This is a genomic window from Octadecabacter arcticus 238 (assembly GCF_000155735.2).
In the GTDB taxonomy this organism is placed as follows: domain Bacteria; phylum Pseudomonadota; class Alphaproteobacteria; order Rhodobacterales; family Rhodobacteraceae; genus Octadecabacter; species Octadecabacter arcticus.
This window is the reverse complement of record NC_020908.1, coordinates 371486-389662: the sequence shown is the minus strand read 5'-3', so window position 1 is coordinate 389662 and position 18177 is coordinate 371486. Positions and strand designations below refer to the sequence as shown.

The following is an 18177-nucleotide window of genomic DNA, read 5'->3' as shown; positions in this document are numbered from 1 at the left end:
AGTCACTATGGCCTAGAAAGCTGACACCCTAAAGGCGATCAAACACCTTCGACGAACTTATAGTCGCGCTCGGCCACGGGTAGCGCGAATGCAAGCGCTTCTTGGTATTCGGGGCCATGGTAAAATGTTTTGGCAGTGTCCATATCGGCGAACTTAATGATAACACAACGGGCGCGCGTGGTGCCTTCCATAACCTCGACGTTGCCGCCACGAGCCAGAAATTCACCGCCGTATTTTGCGACAGCTGGTCCCGCAAGGACGGCATATTTTGCATATTCTTCAGTGTCGTTAACGTCCACTTGGACGATGGCATATACGGACATATCGGGGCCTCCAGTTTTAGGTTTCAGTCACTTTGTGCCCACATCTTAGGCAAACACATAGCGCGGTCTATCAAAAGCTAAGCACAATTGGGCAAACAACCCATAGAATAATTTTACCGTTTGATAAAAAAAATATCTGTGCCAGAGTAATAGTTGATTGCGACGACAGGAGCCACCATGAACACGCCTTTTACCCCGGGAATAGCAGCCGAGCGTCTCGCCGCTGCTGACCTGCAAGAAAATTTCGCGGACTTGCACGCGCCATTGGATCGACACGAGGCCGCGGTTGCCGCGGATCGTTGTTATTTCTGCCACGACGCGCCCTGCATCACGGCCTGCCCGACAGACATCGATATCCCGTTATTCATTCGCCAGATCGCGACCGGCACTCCGGACGCCGCGGCGAAGACCATTTTTGATATGAATATCCTCGGCGGCATGTGCGCCCGCGTGTGTCCGACTGAGGATTTGTGCGAACAAGCTTGCGTGCGTGAACTGGCCGAAGGCAAACCGGTCGAAATCGGCCGCTTGCAACGCTTTGCCACAGATACTGTCATGGCAAAGGGCGTTATGCCGTTCACCCGCGCCGCACCAACAGGCAAGAAGATTGCCGTTGTCGGTGCTGGACCAGCGGGCCTGTCCTGCGCGCATCGTCTGGCGATGCTGGGCAACGACGTCACCGTATATGACGCCCTACCCAAGGCAGGTGGGCTGAACGAATACGGCATCGCAGCATATAAAACGACCGATGACTTTGCTGCGCGTGAAGTGGACTGGCTGATGTCAATTGGCGGCATTGAGATCCAGACTGGCATGGCGCTGGGAGCAGAGTTAAAAATCGACGATTTAGCTGGTTGTTTCGCTGCCGTTTTCCTGTCGGTGGGGCTTGGCGGCGTTAATGCACTGTCGGTGGACGGCGACACCAAGGCCGGCGTAGACGACGCGGTCTCATTTATCCGTGACCTGCGACAGGCGAGCGATCTTGCCGCACTCCCTGTGGGGCGCAATGTGGTTGTCATCGGTGGTGGCATGACAGCAGTGGACGCGGCAGTGCAGTCAAAACTCCTCGGTGCGCAGCAGGTGACGATTGCCTATCGGCGGGGCCGTGATGGGATGTCGGCCAGCCGATATGAACAAGATTTGGCCGCGTCGTTTGGGGTGAGCTTGATGTTCAATGTGCAGCCCAAGGCGATCCACGGAAACGGGTCTGTGGCTGAGATTGAACTGGAATATACCAGCGTTGAGAGCGGCAAACTAACCGGAACGGGCGAAACAATCCGTATTGCTGCCGATCAGGTATTCCGCGCCATTGGCCAGACATTGACCAGCGATGGCGGCCTGAAACTGGATGGTCGCAAAATTGCCGTGACGGGCGCAGGCCGCACCAGCCGTGATTTGGTCTGGGCTGGTGGCGATTGCGCGTCGGGCGGCGATGATCTGACGGTGACAGCTGTCGCCGAAGGGCGCGACGCAGCGATTGATATTCATAACACACTGAACGGGGGCACTTGATATGGCTGACCTGACCACGGACTTTCTGGGCATCAAAAGTCCAAATCCATTCTGGCTGGCGTCCGCGCCGCCGACTGACAAAGAATACAACGTCCGCCGCGCATTTGAGGCTGGGTGGGGCGGCGTCGTTTGGAAAACATTGGGCATGGAAGGCCCGCCCGTGGTCAACGTTAATGGGCCGCGCTATGGCGTGATTTACGGGGCGGATCGGCGTGTGCTGGGGATCAACAACATCGAGCTAATCACGGACCGTGACCTGCACACCAACCTTGAAGAAATCAAACGCGTGAAGGCGGATTACCCAGATCGCGCGATTATAGTGTCGCTGATGGTTCCGTGTGAGGAACAGGCGTGGAAGGATATTTTGCCGCTGGTCGAAGACACTGGCGCGGATGGGATTGAGCTGAACTTTGGCTGTCCGCACGGGATGGCTGAACGCGGAATGGGCAGCGCTGTTGGGCAGGTGCCTGAATACATCGAAATGGTCACCCGCTGGTGCAAACAATATTACTCCAAACCTGTGATCGTGAAACTGACGCCCAACATCACGGACATTCGAAAACCCGCAGCGGCGGCGATGCGTGGCGGTGCGGATGCGGTGAGCCTGATCAATACGATCAACTCGATCACGTCCGTGAACCTCGACTCGATGTCGCCGGAACCGAGCATTGACGGCAAAGGCACCCACGGCGGCTATTGTGGCCCTGCGGTGAAACCAATTGCGATGTCGATGGTCAGCGAAATTTCACGGTTTGAGGAAACCAAAGGCCTACCGATTTCAGGCATTGGCGGCGTTACCACTTGGCGCGATGCGGCGGAATTCATCACGCTGGGTTGTGGCAATGTTCAGGTCTGCACGGCGGCCATGACCTACGGTTTCAAAATTGTGCAGGAAATGATCAGCGGCCTATCCCAATGGATGGACGAAAAAGGTCATACATCGATTGCCGATTTCATGGGGGCGGCGGTGCCAAACACAACTGATTGGCAGTACCTGAACCTTAATTACGTGGCCAAGGCCGTGATAAATCAGGACGACTGTATTTCGTGTGGCCGCTGTTATGCCGCCTGCGAAGACACGTCCCACCAAGCAATTGCCATGTCCGAGGATCGCACGTTCAGCGTGATTGATGCCGAATGTGTGGCCTGCAATCTGTGCGTTGATGTGTGCCCTGTTGAAGACTGCATCACCATGGTTGCCCTTGCACCCGGCACCACCGATCCGCGCACTGGCAAGGTCGTACAAAAGGAATACGCGAACTGGACGACGCACCCGAATAATCCTGCGGCCACGGCAGCAGAGTGACTGCGACTTATACTCCTGCGCCTGAATTGACCTGATGATTTTGGGCCTGCGATTCACTTCGTCGCATGGCCAAAGGCGGTTCAGTCTGTATTTTGAGTTTATGAGCAAGCAATACAAAACAGTCTCCTTATCCGACGAGCAGCGCATAGCACTTGAAGCGCTTTGCCGCCGCCGCAAAGTTGACGCCCTTGTTTGGAAACGGGCGCGCGCGTTTCTTCTTTTGGACGCAGGAGAAGACGCCGGAACGGTTTGCCGGATTTTGGATATTGGCCCGACAGTTTTGACGGAGTGGCGATTTGCCTTTGCCGGTGCGGGACTATCGTTTTTCGGTCTGAAGGACTACAGCCAGCGTCAGGGTCATTTGTCCGTCGTGCAAGAGCAGGCGGTGAGAGCCCATTTCACCGCGCAGCCTGCCCGCAATGCCGATGAGGTCTGTGCCTATGTTCTAGCCGAGTGCGACCAAAACTACAGCACGTCGGGAGCCGCCAAGCTGATGCGCCGCCTGGGGTTCGCGTATAAGAAACCACAATTACTGCCTGCACAGGCCGATGAAGCCAAGCAGGCTGCGTTTATTGCCAAATATGAGGCCCTGATGAACGGGTTGGCCGCAGATGAGAAGGTTGTCTTTTCGGACGCTGTCCACCCCGAACACCAGAGCCGCCCCGCCCATGGTTGGTTCCCCAAGGGACAAAAGACGGCCCTGAAGGCGACATCAGGGCGCAAGCGGCTCAACATTCAGGGCGCGCTTGACCTTGAGACTTTCCAGTTCACCTTTGTGGAAAGCGAGAAGATCAATGCCCAGACAACCCGACAGATGCTGGAAAAGTTGGAACGCAACAACCAAACCAAGACGGCCATCCACGTCTTTGTCGACAATGCCCGCTATCATCATGCCAAGATACTACAGCCATGGCTGGACAGCCCAGAACGTCGGGTGAAGTTGCATTTCTTGCCAGCATATGCCCCGCACCTCAACCCGATCGAGCGTCTTTGTGGTGTTATGCACAAATGGGTCACCCACAATCGGCACTATGCAACGTTCAACCAATTCACAGAGGCCATTTTCGACTTCTTCCGCAAGACCCTGCCAGAAAAATGGCCAGAGTTCCGCGACACCGTCACCGACAACTTCCGCGTCGTATTACTCAAGGAATACAAAGTGATTTGAGGGTAAACCCTCAGGTCAATTCAGGCCCAAGAGTATATCATAAGTTTCTTCCCTGAGACTGGGCCGGTGCAACCACGCATCGGCCCATTTTTTGCTGGTCTATTTTTGTCCAACCTGTGGCGTCAGCAGCCCACGCAGCATCGCCTCAAGGTGGTGTTCGGCACCATCAAACGGGTCGGTTCCCCCCAGAATGGCACGCACTTGCACATCGAAATCCGCGTAGTGCTGCGTCTGCGCCCAGATCGAAAATATCAGGTGATAGGGATCGACTTTGTTAATGCGCCCTGCGGCCGCCCAGCCATTTATGACAACCGCAATCTCATCCACCAATTCGCGCAATTCGCCGCGCAATACATCGCCGATGCGCGGCGCACCTTGGATAATTTCGTTGGCGAACAGGCGGCTTTCGCGCGGGTAATGCTGCGACATGTCCAGTTTTCGTTTGGAATATGCGAGCAGTTCTTCTACCGGATCACCGTCCGCATTGATTTCGCGCAAAGGTTCCAACCAGTCTTCCAGCAGTTTTGCCAAAAGTGCTGTGTAAATCGCGTCTTTAGACCGGAAATAGTAAAGCAGGTTTGGCTTGGACAGCCCCGCCTCCTCTGCCACGAGATCAAGTGTCGACCCGCGAAATCCGAATTGTGAAAACACCATCAGCCCAGCCGAAAGAATCGCCGCCCGGTTTTTCTTCTGGATTCGCGTGTCCGATTTGGTGCCTGACTTGGTCATGGGGCAGTTTTTGATCCGTCTAAATTCTGGGCACTATGCCCGAATGTCTTACTTGGTTTACTCAAAGTCGGCGGGATGGGTAAGCAAAATCCTTGACTGCTCTTAAGCCTCTGTTAGCGTGGCTTTGACCAGTTGGTCAAATTATTATAACCATCACCAAGCCAATCACTAGGAGATACACAATGCCATCTATGGGCGAGAATCTAAAGGTGAATGGCGCACGGCTGTGGGACAGCCTGATGGACATGGCCAAAATTGGCCCTGGCGTAGCGGGTGGAAACAATCGCCAAACCCTCACGAATATAGATAGCGCAGGGCGGCATTTATTCAAGGATTGGTGCGAGACGGCGGGCTGCACCATGGGTCTTGATACGATGGGCAATATGTTCGCGACCCGCGCAGGCACAGATCCTGACGCCCTACCCGTTTATGTGGGTTCGCATTTGGACACCCAGCCAACGGGCGGTAAGTATGACGGGGTTTTGGGTGTTCTATCGGGGCTGGAAATCATTCGCACAATGAACGACCTCGATATCAAAACCAAACACCCGATAGTCGTGACAAACTGGACCAACGAGGAAGGCACTCGGTACGCCCCAGCGATGCTGTCATCGGGTGTATTTGCAGGCCTGCACACGCAGGACTGGGCCTACGCACGCGTCGATGCAGACGGCAAGACGTTCGGCGACGAGTTAAAGCGTATCGGCTGGCAAGGCGACGAGGCTGTCGGCGCACGCAAAATGCACGCGTTCTTTGAATTGCACATTGAACAGGGTCCGATTCTTGAGGCCGAGGGCAAAGACATCGGCGTTGTCACCCACGGCCAAGGTCTGTCATGGACCCAAATTACAATCATCGGCAAGGATGCCCATACCGGATCGACACCGATGCCCATGCGCAAGAACGCAGGGCTGGCGATGGCGCGAATATTGGACAAAGTCGACCAGATTGCACTGTCACATGCACCGCACGCAGTTGGCGCTGCTGGGCATATCGATGTGTTCCCGAACTCACGCAATGTCATCCCCGGCAAGGTCGTGTTTACAGTCGACTTCCGCTCCCCCGACCTCAGCGTCATCACTGATATGGAAGCGCGTTTGCGCACAGAAGGTCAGGCAATCGCGGATGCCATGGGCATGGAGATTGAATTTGAAAAAGTGGGCGGTTTCGACCCTGTGACGTTTGATGAGGGCTGTGTGGGTGCCGTGCGCGACGCCGCGGAACGCCTTGGCTACAGCCACATGAACTTGATTTCCGGCGCAGGCCATGATGCCTGTTGGATCAATCGCGTCGCACCGACAGCTATGGTGATGTGCCCCTGCGTGGGTGGGTTATCGCACAACGAAGCAGAAGAAATTTCGTCCGAGTGGGCGACCGCAGGGACAGATGTTTTGATGCACGCGGTATTGGAAACTGCGGAGATTGTTGGGTGAATATTTATAGTGCTGCGACGGATCAACGTGCCTATCGTGTGCGGGATCAACACAGCAAAAATTTGAGGTATGATTGCTACCTACCAAATCGACTTTCAAACGAGAAAATCCATGCTCACTCATTTGACTCCATAGAAGACGCCGCTCGGTTTCTTTTGGACAATGAAGGTTCAGGCATCCGCATGAACCCGGGTACTGCGATTATCAGTGAGAAATTAATAATTGCACGAGACGAAGAGGAAGACACCCCATGAGCACAGTCATTAGAAACGGCACGATCGTCACAGCCGATTTGACCTACAAGTCCGACGTCCTGATCGAAGACGGCGTGATCACCGAGATCGGTCAGAACCTGCACGGCGATGATGAACTGGACGCGACCGGCTGCTACGTGATGCCCGGTGGGATCGATCCGCATACGCACCTTGAGATGCCGTTCATGGGCACCTATTCCACCGACGATTTTGAATCCGGCACCCGCGCGGCGCTAGCTGGCGGAACCACGATGGTGGTCGATTTCGCCCTGCCATCTCCCGGTCAGGGGCTGCATGACGCGCTGCAGATGTGGGACAACAAATCGACGCGGGCGAACTGTGATTATTCGTTCCACATGGCAGTCACATGGTGGGGCGAACAGGTGTTCGATGAGATGGAGTCGGTCATCAAGGATCGCGGCATCAACACGTTCAAACACTTCCTTGCGTATAAGGGCGCGTTGATGGTGAATGACGATGAATTATATGCATCGTTCAGCCGGTTGTCCGAACTCGGTGGCATCGCGATGGTGCACGCCGAAAACGGCGATGTCGTGGCCGAATTGCAGGCCAAACTGCTGGCCGAGGGCAACACCGGCCCTGAAGCCCACGCCTATTCGCGCCCGCCGCAAGTCGAGGGCGAAGCGACCAACCGCGCTATCATGATTGCCGATATGGCCGGCGTGCCGTTGTATGTCGTGCATACGTCGTGCGAAGAAGCGCACGAGGCGATCCGTCGCGCAAAAATGCAGGGCAAACGGGTCTGGGGCGAGCCGTTGATCCAGCATTTGACGCTAGATGAATCTGAGTATTTCAACAAAGATTGGGACCACGCTGCACGCCGTGTCATGTCCCCACCGTTCCGCAACAAACAACACCAAGACAGCCTTTGGGCTGGATTGCAGAGCGGGAGCCTTTCGGTCGTCGCGACGGACCACTGCGCGTTTACAACTGAACAAAAACGCACCGGATTAGGTGATTTCACCAAGATTCCAAACGGCACTGGCGGGCTTGAAGACAGGATGCCGATGCTGTGGACCCACGGGGTCACCACAGGTCGTTTAACGATGAATGAATTTGTTGCGGTGACATCGACCAACATCGCCAAGATTTTGAATTGCTACCCAAAAAAGGGTGCGGTTTTGGTTGGGGCAGATGCGGACATCGTGGTTTGGGACCCAAACAAGGAGAAAACCATCACAGCAAGCGCGCAACAATCTGCGATTGATTATAATGTGTTTGAGGGCAAGCACGTCAAAGGCTTGCCGCGCTTCACCCTGACCCGCGGCCATGTCGCCGTGCATGACGGCGAAATCCGCACGCAGGAAGGCCACGGTAAATTCGTGCGCCGCGAAGGCAACGGCACTGTGAACAAGGCACTGTCGTCATGGAAAGAACTCACCGCGCCGCGTCCTGTGGAACGGTCCAGCATTCCGGCGAGTGGGGTTTAATCTTGAAACTTCTGACAATTCTCGCTGCCACCGCCTTGCCGCTTGGCGCGCAAGCGCAACAAGCATGGGGCGAGGGCGAGGGCGAAAATTGGACGCAGTCGTACGGAATGACACCCGTAGGAGGTGATCACTTTACGATCTGGCCGTCTGATAGCCCCCATTTCATAACTGAATTGCGACCGTGTTAATGAACTCTACCTCAGTTATTTCCGCCAAAAATCTTAACCTGACGTTCGAAACCAACGATGGACCCGTCCATGCGCTCAAGGACGTGTCGCTGGACATCAAAAAGGGCGAATTTGTTTCGTTTATCGGGCCGTCCGGCTGTGGCAAGACGACGTTTTTGCGCTGCATTGCGGGTCTGGAAACGCCCACGTCTGGCGACATTTCCGTGAATGGAATGACCCCTGATGAGGCGCGCAAAGCGCGTGCTTATGGGTATGTTTTTCAGGCGGCGGGGCTGTATCCGTGGCGTACGATTGGCGGCAATATCAGTCTCCCGCTCGAAATCATGGGGTTCAGCAAAGCTGAGCAGCGTGAGCGCGTTAACCGCGTGATGGACCTTGTCGACCTTGGTGGATTTGAAAAGAGATTTCCGTGGCAATTGTCCGGCGGCATGCAGCAACGCGCGAGCATTGCGCGCGCACTAGCGTTTGATGCGGATATCTTGCTGATGGACGAACCGTTTGGTGCGCTGGATGAAATTGTCCGCGACCACCTGAATGAACAGCTGCTAAAGCTCTGGGCGCGCACCGAAAAAACCATCGCGTTTGTGACCCATTCGATCCCTGAGGCGGTGTATCTGTCGACCAAGATCGTCGTCATGTCGCCACGGCCCGGACGCATTACAGATGTGATCGACAGCCCACTGCCAAAAGATCGCCCGCTTGATATTCGCGACAGTGCAGAATTCATCGAAATCTCGCATCGCGTCCGTGACGGGTTGCGTGCGGGGCATGTGGATGACTAGGTCATGAACATCAGGGGCATCATTCCGGCGTTGGTGGTTGTGGGGGTTATCTTCGCCATTTGGACGGCTGCAGTTATTCCGATGAACGCACATCTGACGGCGGATCAGGCACAACGTGACGGGTTGGTCATGACGCCGGAAGCGCCACGCGATCGGCAAGACTTCACCGGCCTGACCTTGGCGATCAAAAACCCCGCGATCATCCCGTTGACCTACACGCTGACCCGACCGCGCCTGCCATCGCCGCATCAGGTCGCTATTGAAATGTATGAAACGATCTTTACCAAGGCGCCAACATCGCGGCGATCGCTGGTTTATCACGGATGGGTCACACTCTCGGCGACGCTGCTTGGCTTTGTGATTGGCACAACGCTGGGTGTGCTGTTGGCCGTCGGGATCGTTTACAACCGCACGATGGATAAGTCCGTGATGCCGTGGGCGATCACATCCCAAACCATTCCCATTCTTGCGCTGGCCCCGATGATTATCGTCATGCTGGGCGCGATTGGAATTCAGGGACTTTTGCCAAAATCCATCATCTCCGCCTATCTGAGCTTTTTTCCCGTTGTCGTCGGCATGGTCAAAGGGTTGCGCAGCCCTGATGGAATGCAGTTGGATCTGCTGCGGACGTATAGTGCGAACGCAAATCAGGGCTTTTGGAAGCTTCGTTTACCCGCGTCCATGCCCTATCTGTTTGCGTCCCTAAAGATCGGAATTTCAGCCGCATTGGTCGGCGCGATTGTCGGTGAATTGCCAACTGGTGCACGGGCCGGTTTCGGCGCACGCATGCTGGTCGGGGACCAATACGGTCAGCCTATGGTGACTTGGGCAGCCCTGTTCGGAGCGGCAATTACCGCAGCACTGTTGGTCGCAATCCTAAGCTGGATTGAACGGCGCACATTGACGCGCATGGGCATGGGGGCAATGGCGTGATGGCGTTTATCATAGCACTGACGATCTGGGCAGTTGGTTGGTGGATCAATGGGCGACTGGCAAACGGGCCACGGTCTGATAGCCGTGCGATCAGCCTGCTTATTCCCATCATTTTTGGCGTTACAATCATCGCAATGTGGGAGGTTCTGGTAACGATGCTTGGCGTCAGTCCAATCATTCTGCCACCGCCGTCCTCAATCGCGGTGCGCTTCGCCGGCGAAATTCCGATCCTTTGGGCGGACTTCGAACAGACAATCTTGAAGGGTGCGTTGACCGGCTATGTTGTTGGCATGATTGCGGCGTTTACTGTGGCATTGCTCGCGGATCGCAGCGAATTCCTCACTAAGGGTATCCTGCCGGTGGGTGCGTTTATGGCCGCTTTGCCAATTGTCGGCACCGCGCCGATTTTCGTGAAATGGCTCGGCAGTGATTGGCACTCCAAGGCGGCTGTGGTCGGCGTGATGGTGTTCTTCCCGATCCTTGTGAACACCGTGGCGGGTCTGAAAGATACAAGTGTTATGCAGCGCGACCTGATGCGTACCTATGGTGCGGGCTATTGGCCGACCTTGTTCAAACTTCGCCTGCCTGCTGCGTTGCCATTTATGTTTAACGGCTTAAAAATCGCGACCACGCTTGCGCTGATTGGTGCGATTGTTGCAGAATTCTTTGGCTCACCGACCGTTGGTATGGGATTTCGGATTTCAACGTCCGTCGGCCAGCTTGCGCTGGATATGGTTTGGGCTGAAATTGTGGTTGCCGCCCTCGCAGGGTCGGCATTTTACGGGGCCATGGCCCTGATCGAAAAACGGGCGACGTTCTGGCATCCGTCGCAACGCTCATAATGAACAATAAGACTTCGGCGCAACCGGGGCGACACACAACCTGACACTGGAGGTCAACATGAAGACAACAATGACAATCGCAGCATTCGCTGCCTCACTTGGTACAACGGCATTTGCCGACGGCCATGCCAACGACGTATCACTGCAATTGCAGTGGGTCACACAGGCACAATTCGCAGGCTATTATGTGGCGCTCGAGAAAGGCTTTTACGATGACGAAGGCCTGAATGTCACCATTCTTCCCGGCGGCCCTGATATCGCACCGCCACAGGTTTTGGCAGGCGGGGGCGCTGACATCATGCTCAACTGGATGCCGTCCGCATTAGCGGCCCGTGAAAAGGGTTTGCCAGTCGTCAACATCGCGCAGCCGTTCACAAGTTCCGGCCTGATGCTGACCTGCTGGAAAGACACCGGCATTGAGACTGTTGAAGATTTCCGCGGCAAGACAATCGGCGTTTGGTTCTTCGGCAACGAATATCCGTTCCTGTCTTGGATGAGCCAAGTCGGCATAGGCACTGAAGGTGGCGACGACGGCGTGACTGTTTTAAAGCAGGGTTTCAACGTCGATCCATTGCTGAATCGCGAAGCCGACTGCATTTCAACGATGACCTACAACGAATACGGTCAGGTTCTGGATGCAGGCGTGAACCCTGATGAGCTGATTACGTTCAAGTATGAAGACCAAGGCGTTGCCACACTCGAAGACGGCATTTGGGCGCTGGAAGAAAACCTTGATGATCCAGTGTTCGTCGACAAAATGGTCCGCTTCGTACGTGCATCCATGGCAGGCTGGCGCTACGCCGAAGCCAACGTCGATGAGGCCGCAGCGATCATCATCGAATACGATGAGACCGGCGCGCAGTCAGAAGCAGCCCAAGCCCGTATGATGGGTGAAATCGCCAAACTGACGGCGGGTAGCACTGGTGCATTAGACATCGAAGCCTATGAGCGCACCGTTGCGACACTGCTGGCTGGCGGTTCTGATCCGGTGATTTCGATGGCGCCTGAGGGGGCCTATACGACGGTCATCACAGACGCCGCGTTGATGGAATAAGCCCTAACGCTTGATGTGAAAAGAGCCGGAGCAGTGATGCTCCGGCTCTTTTTTGTGCGCTTTGACGAAACCGCTGGGCTCGGCCCGCAAAGGCTAAAAAAGGTCCACTGGACCTTTCGCCAAGCGAAGCTTGGATCAGCCCTTGCCCTTCCACGGGACCAACGACCGTTCAGCCCAGCGCATCAACATGTCGATGCCAAAGCCAACCAGTCCAATGATAATCACACCAAGCAGGATGATATCGGTGTTCTGGAACTTGGACGCCGTTGTGATCATCTTACCGATGCCTTCTTCGGCGGCGACAAGTTCAGCCGCGACAACCGTGCCCCAACAGACCCCCATGGCAACCCGCGCACCGGTAAAGATTTCCGGCAGCGAGTTCGGGATGATTACATGACGCAGGATTTGCCAGCGCGACGCGCCCAGCGAGTACGCGGCGTGAACTTTGGTGATCCGAACGCCAGAGACACCAGACCGTGCAGCGATTGCCATGATCCATAACGCCGCGAGGAACAGCAGGAAGATCTTGCCGACTTCACCGATACCAAACCAGATGATGACCAGCGGGATCAGGGCCAATGGCGGAACCGGGCGCATGAATTCCACGATCGGGTCAAACCAGCCACGGAACCAGTTGGACAAGCCCATCGCGTAGCCCAGCGGGATTCCAATCGCGGCACCAAGCATGAAGCCTACAATAACACGAAACAGCGAGAAACCGAGGTGGACCGTCAGGTAGACGTTCTGGTAGCCGTATTTAGCGATCTCGATAAAGCGGTTCCAGACGACTTCTGGCGCGGGCAGATACAGCGGTTGCATTTGCCAGCCTTGGTCCGGCACCACGTTGATCGATCCGCGATCCGTGATCGTGACCTGTGCGAAGCCCAAATTGAACGTCGGCGCGGTTTGGCGAAGCTCATCATTGCCAAAATCGTAGTCAAATTCCTCACCGTTGATCGCCACGATGCGCGCTCCGTCTGCACGGCGTTTGACATCATCATTGCCGTCCCACACGATAATGTCGCTTAAGTAGACACCGATTTCAGCGCCATCGTTTTTGGCTAATCCGTCGCCTTCGTCAAACACCATATCGCTGGACGCCTCGCTTGCGCCGATCACCCGAATGAACACCTCAGCATCATCCCGGTTTCCGGCACCATCATCAAGCGTGTAGGTAAAGCTGCTTTCCCCGACATAGGGCGCGGGGAGGTGTAAAAAGCCGGGAATCAGAGCCGACCCGGTAAAACTGCCCCAGATCACGAAGATCAGGATGATCGACAGGATAGAAGCGGGGAAATCAGAGCGCACCGCGCTTTCATCGCCAAACGTCACAGTTTTGAGAGACGTGTAGTCGCGAGTCGGCGTCAGGCGCGTTTTAATCGCGCGATAGACAAACATGCAGGCCAAAATGACCAGAACATAAATCGCGATCGAGGGAAGCGCGCTGGCCGCACTGGCCGCAACTGTTTTGGTTTCAGTCCACAGTTCGGCGCCCAAAGTAGAAAACTGGTAGCTGAAGGTATCCCATCCCGTAGCGGGCACACAGCCATCGGGCAATGTAAATGTATCGCCGACGACCTGACCGTCCGGAACATTGAATGCACGCAATTGCGTCTCGATTTCACCCAGACGTTCGCGGGTACAAAGAAGGTTAACGGTGCTACTCATATTATACTTCCTCCCCTTTGGTGCCCATAATCTCTTCTTCCATGTCCCAGATCATATTCAGGATTTCCTCACGGGTTGGGGCATAGTCGGGGTGCTTTTTGACCTCTCGGAGATCAGCACCGACGCCCAGATCAGCGAACGGCAGGCGGTATTCCTTGTGGATACGGCCCGGACGCGGGGCCATCACGATCAGGCGTTCGCCCAGCAACAGCGCTTCCTCAACGGAGTGGGTGATGAGGATGATGGTCTTGCCGGTTTCTTTCCACAGCTTAAGCACGAGGCTTTGCATTTTTTCGCGGGTCAGCGCATCCAGCGCGCCCAGCGGTTCGTCCATCAATATGACATCCGGATCATTTGCCAAACAGCGAGCCAAGGCCACACGCTGTTGCATCCCGCCGGACAATTCATAGACCATCTTTTCTTTGAAATCTTGCAGGCCGACGATCTCCAACAGGTGATCAACATTGCCCATGTAGTCGGCTTTTTTCCGTCCAGCCATGCGCGGACCAAAGCTCACATTATCGCGCACCGACATCCATTCAAACAACGCGCCTGCCTGAAAGACCATGCCGCGTTCGGCACTTGGGCCATTGATTTCGTTACCATTCAGGACCAGTTTACCGTCAGTTTGCGCCAAAAAGCCTGCCACGATATTGAGCAATGTCGTCTTACCGCACCCCGATGGACCAAGCACGCTGAGCAGTTCACCTTCTTTGAGGTCAAGTGAAATACCCTCAAGCGCTTGGACATGCCCGCCATTGGGCAATTCAAAGCGCATCGAAAGATTGTCGATTGTTAGTCCAGTCACGGTCATTGTGGTCCCCCGTGCGCGTATGCGCAGTATGTGCCAGTCCAGCGCTCTGATGGGCCGGTATCTGAATGGTGTCGTCATAGAAACGGGGGCCCGGCGCGTTCTGCACCGAGCCCCCGCGTCGTAAGGTCTACATGTCGTTGGCCGCAGCCAATGGACCTGTGTTGATCGCGTCTTCGTAGGAGTCGAGCGCACCGTCGATGGAGCCAGCTTCGACAAAGACGTCAGCCACACCTTTGAGGTAGGCAGGTGCAGACGCACCGAGCCATGCTGCACCCAGCTGTTCGTCAACGGATGGGAACACGAATGTCGCCATGGTTGCGGTTGTCGCGTCAACGTCCATGCCAGCGTCTTGCGCGATGACAGGCAGCATTTCGTCCGTCATGTCGCCCGCGTTCCACATTGCGTTGGCTTCAGCCGTCACAGCAAGGAACTTGGCAACAGTCTGTTCGTTCTCAGCAACCCAAGCTGTAGGTGCGGACGTTACGTCAAACACGAGAATACCAAGTGCGGTTTTCTCATCGCCCGTCATCAGCGTATTGCCGCTTTCCAGTGCGCGACGCAGCGAACCGCCCCAACCACACATCATGTCGATGGAACCCTGTGCAAGTGCCGCCGCACCGTCTGGTGGGGACATGTCGACAACGTCAAGAGACGCCACATCAACGCCGAAGTGGTCCATCTGGCGCAGGAAGCCGTAATGCGCAGCCGTGCCAAGTGGAACAGCGACCTTGGAGCCAGCCAGATCGGCGACAGTCATCGCGGTAATTTCCAGATCAGAGCGCACGACACAGTTATCGTTGTCTGCATAGGACACAGCAACGTCGAGCATCTGAAGGTCCTGACCCGCGGATGTTGCTACGACGAACGGTGGAACACCTTGACTGACGGACAGCTGAACGTCGCCGGATGCCATAGCAGCGGACATCGCAGTACCAGTGTCGAAGCTGACCCAGTTAACTTCCATGCCGAGCGCTTCTTCGTATGTACCGTTCACTTTCGCAAACTGGAATGGCATTGGCCACTCAAGGAAGTAACCGACTGTGATGGCATGGCCGTCCGCGATTGCGGTCGTGCCGCTCAATGCAGCGACAGCGCTTAGGACGATGGCGCAAGTTGTTTTCTTGAACATAAGGATTCCCCTGTTGGTTGGAGTGCTGCCCAGATTGGTTCGGGCAGCTTTATTGTTTGATCCCGCAAGTGCGGGACGTGCTTTTCGCGCCGTCAGCGTAGGAATCTTAGCGACGCCACGTCAATTCATTTCTTAAGAGTGGCCCTATCGCCACCGGATGGTTGGACTTACTTTTCCCCGCATATTTTGTCGGAATGTCAAATTTTGCACAATGTTATGCCTGTTTCCTAAGCAACCCGGACAGTCAGGACCAAATATCACAAGTGACCCGCCCGCGCGTGTGCTTGACTTCAATTCCCTTGACCCCGTCCGCGATGCGATACCAACTGAACCAAAACGACCCACAGCCCTGCGTAAAGTGGACAAGGGAAAATGGTGCAAACGCTTGTCACAAAGGCGCGCGGCGGGTGCGAGACATGCTGCCCTTTGACGTCACTGCAGTGGAGGTGTGTAAAAGGATCGAACGCTTTTCCACCACTTGAAAGGCCTCAAAGAATTGTTCGCACCTGATAACCCGGACTAAATAACAGGCGCACTTTGGTCACGGACACGCCCTTGTCCCATGTCAGCCGATCAATCGCAAACAGCGCACTGTGTTCGGCGCACCCAAGGCTTTGCGCGTCGGCGCTTGACGCAGCCTGTGCGGAAAACGCAATGTCGCCATGGGTATACGGCGCATGCATGAGCAGCCATTCGTTCGCGCTGACGCTTTGAAATCCCTGATCCAGCGCATCCGGCACGACGGTCGAATTGATCCAGCGATCTTCAAGCGCATAAGGTGCAGAGTCAGCCAGATGCAAGGCAAGGATATGCAGTAAATTGCTGTCGGGATTTGTGCGCATCGCAGCGCTTATGGCCACTGGCGGAACTGCGATGGCACGCGCAATCAGATGATAGCCATAGGACTGCCCGCGCGCTTCGACCTCTTTGCGGATCACAGCGATATCCAGCGTCGCCTTGGCCACGGGCTGGGCCGCGACGCGCGTGCCAGCCTTGCGTCGGCGATCTAACAGACCTGCGTCCGCAAGCGCACGCAGGGCGCGGTTCACAGTTGTCCGTGCGCAGCCAAATTCCAGCGCCAAATCAGCTTCATTCGGTATCAAATCGCCCGGTTTCCATTCGCGCGCGTGGATGCGCCGCAAGACTTCTTCTTGGACGGATTGCCAGTTTCGAAAGGCGGGCGTGTTCATATAGCATCTTTCAGGGCGTCGATTGTGCGTTTGTAGGTGGCGACAATTTCGCGTCGTGCCACGTGTTCGCCTGACTTTACCATATGACGCCCCGCCGACCAGACGTCTGTCACAAGGCGGTCGTCGCCTGCGAAAATCCACGAATCCAACGCTGTGTCACCAACCCGCCCCCACATATGTTCAGACGTTGAATCAAGCGCGAGAAGATCGGCCCAACATCCGATTTCGATCCGTCCAGTTTGGCGTTGGGTCGCTTTTGCACCTCCTAATAGAACACCATCAAACAGGCGCCGCCCGGTTGAGCGGTCCGCCGACGCTAAAGCCGCCCGCGTTCCGTCGCGCAGACGTTGGGAATAGTCGAGCGTGCGCAATTCCTCGCTCAGCGAAATGCGGATGTTGCTGTCGGACCCAACCGCATATGCCCCGCCCGCATCGGCCCAGCGGACGGCGTCAAAGATGCCGTCGCCAAGGCTGCTTTCCGTTATTGGGCACAACCCTGCTACTGCGCCAGAACCGGCCAACCGCAGCGTTTCGTCTGATGTCATTTGGGTGCAATGGATCAGGCACCAACGGTCATCCAGCGCCATATTTTCAAAGGCCCATTCCACGGGCCGCGCCCCCCAGTGTTGCCGCACTTCATCAACCTCAGCGCGTTGTTCTGCCAAATGCATATGGATCGGGCCGGACGGAAAATGATCGACATAGGATTTTAGATCATCGATCCCGACAGCCCGCAACGAATGCGGTGCTGCACCAATACCTGTGTCCTTAGGCAAGTTAGCCAGACCCTCAACGGCCTTAGCGTGCAGCGCCTGAAACTGGTCCAGTGAGTTGCCAAACCGGATTTGCCCCTCCCCCAAATCCCGCCCGTCGCAGCCGCCGTACTGGTAGTGAACCGGCAGAAGGCACAGCCCGATCCCAGACGTTGATGCCGCACCAGCCACGCGGTCAGACATTTCGGCGATATTGTCGTAGGGTGTGCCGCCCGTTTGATGGTGTAGATAGTGAAATTCGGCATTTGTGGCATACCCCGCTTCCAGCATTTCCATCTGAACAAAGGCTGCGATCGCTTCGACATGATCCGGCTTCAGGCGATCCAAAAACCGGAACATCAACTGCCGCCATGTCCAGAAACTGTCGCTGGGGTTTGGCCCGCGCCGTTCGGTGAGACCCGCCATCGCGCGTTGGAACGCATGGCTGTGCACATTGACGGGGGCGGGCAACAGTATCCCAAGGCGGTCCCCTTGTTCAGGGACGCCCGTTTGCACGTCAGCAATGCGGCCATCCGCATCAATCTCGATCAACACATCGGACTGCCAACCTGATGGAAGCAGCGCGGTTTTAGTCCAAAGCATTGTCATAATGCGCTCGCTTGACTTGTTATTATGTATGCACATAATC

The 18177-nt window shown here is 55.7% G+C and carries 16 protein-coding genes; 9 read left to right on the top strand and 7 right to left on the bottom strand.

Annotated elements, in window-relative coordinates:
- Positions 1–38: 38 nt before the first annotated feature.
- Positions 39–323: a DUF1330 domain-containing protein gene (locus OA238_RS02030; RefSeq protein ID WP_015493864.1), complete on the bottom strand. Its 285-nt coding sequence runs from the start codon at positions 321–323 to the stop codon at positions 39–41.
- Between the two features lie 177 nt (positions 324–500).
- On the opposite strand from OA238_RS02030, the gene OA238_RS02025 reads away from it, so the two are divergent.
- The 3 genes from OA238_RS02025 (at position 501) to OA238_RS02015 (ending at position 4309) form a co-directional block, all read left to right on the top strand.
- Positions 501–1835 carry an NAD(P)-dependent oxidoreductase gene (locus OA238_RS02025; RefSeq protein WP_015493863.1) on the top strand — a complete coding sequence of 445 codons (1335 nt, stop codon included), beginning with the start codon at positions 501–503 and terminating at the stop codon, positions 1833–1835.
- 1 nt (position 1836) lies between these two features.
- A complete protein-coding gene (gene preA, locus OA238_RS02020; RefSeq protein ID WP_015493862.1) occupies positions 1837–3141 on the top strand; it encodes an NAD-dependent dihydropyrimidine dehydrogenase subunit PreA in 1305 nt (434 codons plus the stop codon).
- A gap of 100 nt (positions 3142–3241) precedes the next feature.
- Positions 3242–4309, top strand: a complete 1068-nt coding sequence (locus OA238_RS02015) for an IS630 family transposase (RefSeq protein WP_015493861.1) — start codon at positions 3242–3244, stop codon at positions 4307–4309.
- A 99-nt stretch (positions 4310–4408) separates the two neighbouring features.
- Here OA238_RS02015 and OA238_RS02010 read toward each other — a convergent pair whose 3' ends face one another.
- Positions 4409–5038: a TetR family transcriptional regulator C-terminal domain-containing protein gene (locus OA238_RS02010; RefSeq protein ID WP_015493860.1), complete on the bottom strand. Its 630-nt coding sequence runs from the start codon at positions 5036–5038 to the stop codon at positions 4409–4411.
- Positions 5039–5220: 182 nt separating this feature from the next.
- Between OA238_RS02010 and OA238_RS02005 the strand changes: the two genes are divergently transcribed.
- From OA238_RS02005 to OA238_RS01980, 6 genes are all read left to right on the top strand, one after another.
- Entirely contained in the window at positions 5221–6471 is a 1251-nt protein-coding gene (locus OA238_RS02005) for a Zn-dependent hydrolase (protein ID WP_015493859.1), read from the top strand.
- 250 nt (positions 6472–6721) lie between these two features.
- Positions 6722–8176, top strand: coding sequence for a dihydropyrimidinase (gene hydA / locus OA238_RS02000; RefSeq protein WP_015493858.1), 1455 nt, complete (start codon positions 6722–6724; stop codon positions 8174–8176).
- Positions 8177–8363: 187 nt separating this feature from the next.
- Positions 8364–9146 (top strand): ABC transporter ATP-binding protein, encoded by a 783-nt coding sequence (locus OA238_RS01995; RefSeq protein WP_015493857.1) that lies wholly within the window; start codon positions 8364–8366, stop codon positions 9144–9146.
- A 3-nt stretch (positions 9147–9149) separates the two neighbouring features.
- Positions 9150–10079: an ABC transporter permease gene (locus tag OA238_RS01990; RefSeq protein ID WP_015493856.1), complete on the top strand. Its 930-nt coding sequence runs from the start codon at positions 9150–9152 to the stop codon at positions 10077–10079.
- Positions 10079–10921 (top strand): ABC transporter permease, encoded by an 843-nt coding sequence (locus OA238_RS01985; RefSeq protein WP_015493855.1) that lies wholly within the window; start codon positions 10079–10081, stop codon positions 10919–10921. The genes OA238_RS01990 and OA238_RS01985 overlap by 1 nt, the downstream gene beginning before the upstream one ends.
- 58 nt (positions 10922–10979) lie before the next feature.
- Positions 10980–11975, top strand: coding sequence for an ABC transporter substrate-binding protein (locus tag OA238_RS01980; protein WP_015493854.1), 996 nt, complete (start codon positions 10980–10982; stop codon positions 11973–11975).
- Positions 11976–12110: 135 nt separating this feature from the next.
- On the opposite strand, the gene OA238_RS01975 is transcribed toward OA238_RS01980, so the two are convergent.
- From OA238_RS01975 to OA238_RS01955, 5 genes are all read right to left on the bottom strand, one after another.
- On the bottom strand, positions 12111–13643 hold the full coding sequence (locus tag OA238_RS01975) for an ABC transporter permease (protein WP_015493853.1): 1533 nt from the start codon (positions 13641–13643) through the stop codon (positions 12111–12113).
- Position 13644: 1 nt separating this feature from the next.
- Positions 13645–14451 (bottom strand): ATP-binding cassette domain-containing protein, encoded by an 807-nt coding sequence (locus tag OA238_RS01970; protein WP_044037807.1) that lies wholly within the window; start codon positions 14449–14451, stop codon positions 13645–13647.
- Between the two features lie 133 nt (positions 14452–14584).
- Positions 14585–15586 carry a taurine ABC transporter substrate-binding protein gene (locus OA238_RS01965; protein WP_015493851.1) on the bottom strand — a complete coding sequence of 334 codons (1002 nt, stop codon included), beginning with the start codon at positions 15584–15586 and terminating at the stop codon, positions 14585–14587.
- 488 nt (positions 15587–16074) lie between these two features.
- On the bottom strand, positions 16075–16776 hold the full coding sequence (locus OA238_RS01960) for a GntR family transcriptional regulator (RefSeq protein WP_015493850.1): 702 nt from the start codon (positions 16774–16776) through the stop codon (positions 16075–16077).
- Complete coding sequence (locus tag OA238_RS01955) at positions 16773–18137, bottom strand: formimidoylglutamate deiminase (RefSeq protein WP_015493849.1); 1365 nt, start codon at positions 18135–18137, stop codon at positions 16773–16775. The genes OA238_RS01960 and OA238_RS01955 overlap by 4 nt, the downstream gene beginning before the upstream one ends.
- Between the last annotated feature and the right edge of the window lie 40 nt (positions 18138–18177).

What these genes read in the sequence shown, in the direction of transcription:
- OA238_RS02030 (WP_015493864.1), bottom strand. Translation starts at nt 323, where the DNA reads ATGTCCGTATATGCCATCGTCCAAGTGGACGTTAACGACACTGAAGAA.
- OA238_RS02025 (WP_015493863.1), top strand. Translation starts at nt 501, where the DNA reads ATGAACACGCCTTTTACCCCGGGAATAGCAGCCGAGCGTCTCGCCGCT.
- preA (WP_015493862.1), top strand. Translation starts at nt 1,837, where the DNA reads ATGGCTGACCTGACCACGGACTTTCTGGGCATCAAAAGTCCAAATCCA.
- OA238_RS02015 (WP_015493861.1), top strand. Translation starts at nt 3,242, where the DNA reads ATGAGCAAGCAATACAAAACAGTCTCCTTATCCGACGAGCAGCGCATA.
- OA238_RS02010 (WP_015493860.1), bottom strand. Translation starts at nt 5,038, where the DNA reads ATGACCAAGTCAGGCACCAAATCGGACACGCGAATCCAGAAGAAAAAC.
- OA238_RS02005 (WP_015493859.1), top strand. Translation starts at nt 5,221, where the DNA reads ATGCCATCTATGGGCGAGAATCTAAAGGTGAATGGCGCACGGCTGTGG.
- hydA (WP_015493858.1), top strand. Translation starts at nt 6,722, where the DNA reads ATGAGCACAGTCATTAGAAACGGCACGATCGTCACAGCCGATTTGACC.
- OA238_RS01995 (WP_015493857.1), top strand. Translation starts at nt 8,364, where the DNA reads ATGAACTCTACCTCAGTTATTTCCGCCAAAAATCTTAACCTGACGTTC.
- OA238_RS01990 (WP_015493856.1), top strand. Translation starts at nt 9,150, where the DNA reads ATGAACATCAGGGGCATCATTCCGGCGTTGGTGGTTGTGGGGGTTATC.
- OA238_RS01985 (WP_015493855.1), top strand. Translation starts at nt 10,079, where the DNA reads ATGGCGTTTATCATAGCACTGACGATCTGGGCAGTTGGTTGGTGGATC.
- OA238_RS01980 (WP_015493854.1), top strand. Translation starts at nt 10,980, where the DNA reads ATGAAGACAACAATGACAATCGCAGCATTCGCTGCCTCACTTGGTACA.
- OA238_RS01975 (WP_015493853.1), bottom strand. Translation starts at nt 13,643, where the DNA reads ATGAGTAGCACCGTTAACCTTCTTTGTACCCGCGAACGTCTGGGTGAA.
- OA238_RS01965 (WP_015493851.1), bottom strand. Translation starts at nt 15,586, where the DNA reads ATGTTCAAGAAAACAACTTGCGCCATCGTCCTAAGCGCTGTCGCTGCA.
- OA238_RS01960 (WP_015493850.1), bottom strand. Translation starts at nt 16,776, where the DNA reads ATGAACACGCCCGCCTTTCGAAACTGGCAATCCGTCCAAGAAGAAGTC.
- OA238_RS01955 (WP_015493849.1), bottom strand. Translation starts at nt 18,137, where the DNA reads ATGACAATGCTTTGGACTAAAACCGCGCTGCTTCCATCAGGTTGGCAG.